This window comes from Sulfurimonas sp., from assembly GCF_023229025.1.
GTDB lineage: Bacteria > Campylobacterota > Campylobacteria > Campylobacterales > Sulfurimonadaceae > Sulfurimonas.
This window is the reverse complement of sequence record NZ_JALOAA010000076.1, coordinates 1-3,195: the sequence shown is the minus strand read 5'-3', so window position 1 is coordinate 3,195 and position 3,195 is coordinate 1. Positions and strand designations below refer to the sequence as shown.

The 3,195-nt window shown below is 31.8% G+C and carries 3 protein-coding genes; all 3 read left to right on the top strand.

The window, feature by feature from the left end:
• Positions 1–586, top strand: a 586-nt coding sequence (locus M0Q20_RS10955; protein ID WP_295061893.1) for a glycosyltransferase, incomplete at its 5' end; no start/stop codon positions are given.
• Entirely contained in the window at positions 579–1,703 is a 1,125-nt protein-coding gene (locus M0Q20_RS10950; protein ID WP_295061890.1) for a hypothetical protein, read from the top strand. The genes M0Q20_RS10955 and M0Q20_RS10950, both read left to right, overlap by 8 nt.
• Positions 1,691–3,195: asparagine synthase (glutamine-hydrolyzing) (gene asnB / locus M0Q20_RS10945; RefSeq protein WP_295061887.1), on the top strand; the 1,505-nt coding region annotated here is incomplete at its 3' end. The genes M0Q20_RS10950 and asnB, both read left to right, overlap by 13 nt.

Genomic DNA, 3,195 nt, shown 5'->3' with positions numbered 1-3,195 from the left:
TTCAAGAGAAGAAGTTGATTTTAGAGATGAGAAGTTTACTTTCATTACGGTTGGAAGAGTTGATAGCGGAAAAAATCATAAGCTTCTTGTAGAAGCCATAAAAGATATAGATGCAAAACTTTATATCGTAGGTGATGGAGAACTGAGAAGTGCTCTTGAAGAACAAATCAGAGAGCTAAATCTGAAAGACAAGGTAGTATTGTTGGGTAGACAATCAAACCCTTATAAATATTTGGCAAAAGCAGATTGCTTTGTGTTTAGCTCTTTATATGAGGGCTTTCCAAATGTACTTATTGAAGCTTTGGCATGCGGCCTGCCTGTTATAAGCGGTGACTGTCAAAGCGGACCTAGAGAAATACTGGCTCCAGAGAGTGATGTAAAAATTCAATTAAAAGATGAAGTTGAATTTGCAGAGTATGGCATTTTAGTACCTCTAAATAGTGTAGAAAAATTAAAAGAAGCTATGAATAAGATAATGACATCTGAAGATTTAAGAAACAGATATAAAGAAAAAGCACAGCAAAGAGCAAGAGGTTTTGATGTCAAAAAAATAATCAAGCAGTATGAGGATGTTATTAATGCTTGATGTTATAAATGTCATATATATATTAACGATTTTTTTAATAATTGACAAATATTACAGCATAAACAGACTCTATTTATTGATTCTGATTTTGCATATTTTTAGTATATTTCTATTTAACGGCTTTTTGTTTGATCCAAATTATATGCCTGACCAGTTTAAATACCTTAACGTTGCTCAAAACATAAGAGAGTTTGACTTTTTTAACGATGATAATTTTGGCAATGGGTATACGGTCTATTTTTCCGGAGTGTTCTTTGGCTTGTTTCCTATCCCTTTTATTGACTCTTTATACTCCATAGGAATGATAAACTTTCTGTTATATCTGTTTATCTTTTTATTTATGTACAAAAAAGGGTTTTTGCACTCAAAACTGATAGCATATTTTTATTTGCTATATCCTAGTTTAATACTCTACTCTTCGGTTGCCCTTCGGGATATGTTGGTTTTCTCTGTAATGTTTTTTGGCATATATTTTATGCTCTTTACAAAAAAATACATATTTGCTTTTGGAATTTTACTATTGTTGAAATTTATTAAGTTTCAAAATCTGCTTATTTTTGTAGTTTCTTTTTTATTGAGTAGTCTTATCTCGTCTAAAAATAGATTAAAGTATCTATTGTCTGCAAGCTTAATGCTGGTAGTCGTATATTTTATGTTCAGTGATTTTTTTACCATAGAAAGGTTAAACTTTTATAGATGGGCGTTTTACAATGAAAATTTATCTGATGTAACAGACACATTTATACCGTTAAATTCATTCGGAGATGTTTTGTTTAGTGCTGTTCCAAGCGCAGTCAAGATGTTCTTTCGTCCTCTGCCTTGGATGGAAGCAGGTACTTTTCAATTGGCTCAGTTTTTAGAAAACGTGGGAGTGTTTTGTATTATTATGTATATATTGTATTTAAACACAAAGTATAAAATATGGAACTTGCAAAAAGTAAAGTTTTTAAATGTTTTATTGTTGCTTTCACTTGTAATATATGGACTGGTTTCTTACAATAGCGGTACGGCAGTAAGGTATAAATTTCCTTTTGTGACTATATACATAGTTTATTCTCTATATTTTATTTATCAGACAAAGCAACTTTATAAAAAGAGTGTTGAATGTGCGGAATAGTCGGTTTTATAGATAATAATAATAAAATTGATATAGTAAAAGATATGCTTGCTATCCAATCATATAGAGGACCTGATGATAACGGAGTGTATTTTGATGAAAATAGCGGCATGCACTTTGGGCATAATCGCCTCTCTATTCAAGACCTTACTTCTCACGGACATCAACCTTTTGTAAGTGATTGCGAAAACTATGTCATAGCTTTTAATGGAGAGGTTTATAACTTTAAGACAATACGAAAAGAGCTTGAAGCTTTAGGATATAAGTTTATCTCAAATAGTGACACGGAAGTGATCCTTTATAGTTACAAAGAGTGGGGCATAAGGGCGCTTGAAAAATTTATAGGTATGTTTGCTTTTGCTATTTTGGACAAAGTGCAAAACAGACTTTTTTTAGTGCGTGACAGGGCGGGGGTAAAACCTTTGTACTACTATACAGATGAAAAAGAATTTATATTTTCATCCGAAGTTAAATCTTTCCATAAACATCCTAGTTTTAAAAAAGAGCAAAACTTGGAGGCACTGCCTTACTTTTTCCAGTTTGGATATATTCCTGCTCCCTATAGTATATTTAAAAACTGCTATAAACTTGAGGCTGGGCACTATTTAGAATTTGATATTCAAAGTTCACAATTTACTATTTTGAGATATTGGGATGTAAATGATTTTTATTTACAAGAAAAACTTACAAAAGATGAAGCTGAAGTTTTAGATGATCTAGAAGCTATTTTAGATGATGCCGTAGAGTTACGAATGGTTTCTGACGTGCCTGTCGGAGTATTTTTAAGCGGTGGGTATGATAGCTCACTTGTAGTTTCATTACTGGCAAAAAAACAAGGCAAGAGAATAAATACTTTTACCATAGGCTTTGATGATGAAAAGTACAATGAGGCAGAACATGCAAAAACGATAGCAGAATACTTAGACACAAATCATACTGAATACTATATGAAAAACAGTGATATGTTAGATTTGGTAGAGAGTTTGCCGTTTTACTATGATGAGCCTTTTGGCGATAGCTCCGCACTTCCAACTATGATAGTGTCAAAGTTAGCTAGGCAAAGTGTGACAGTTGCTTTGAGCGCAGATGGAGGAGATGAAGCTTTTTGCGGATACAGTAAATACTTTTTTTTAAATAAGTTTCAAAATATATTTTCAAATAGTTTTAAAAGAGAGGTTTTAAAAACAGGCTTAAATCTTTGTAGCGCAAACACAGTTAAATACATCAATGATAAACTGCCAAAAAACCTAAAGCAGACAAATATAAAAGATAAATATATAAAGTTTAAAAGAGCTATAAATAGCCGTAGTTTGGAAGAGATGTTTGAAAATGCAAGCAGTTATGTAGACAAAAATGAAATAGCTGAGTTTTTAAAAGTTCAAAGAAGCAAAAAAGTTTTTAAAAAATGGGGTAAAATTGGTGACATTGAATTTTTAGATCAGATGATGGCAATTGACTATAAATTGTTTATGAACGATGATGTACTTACTAA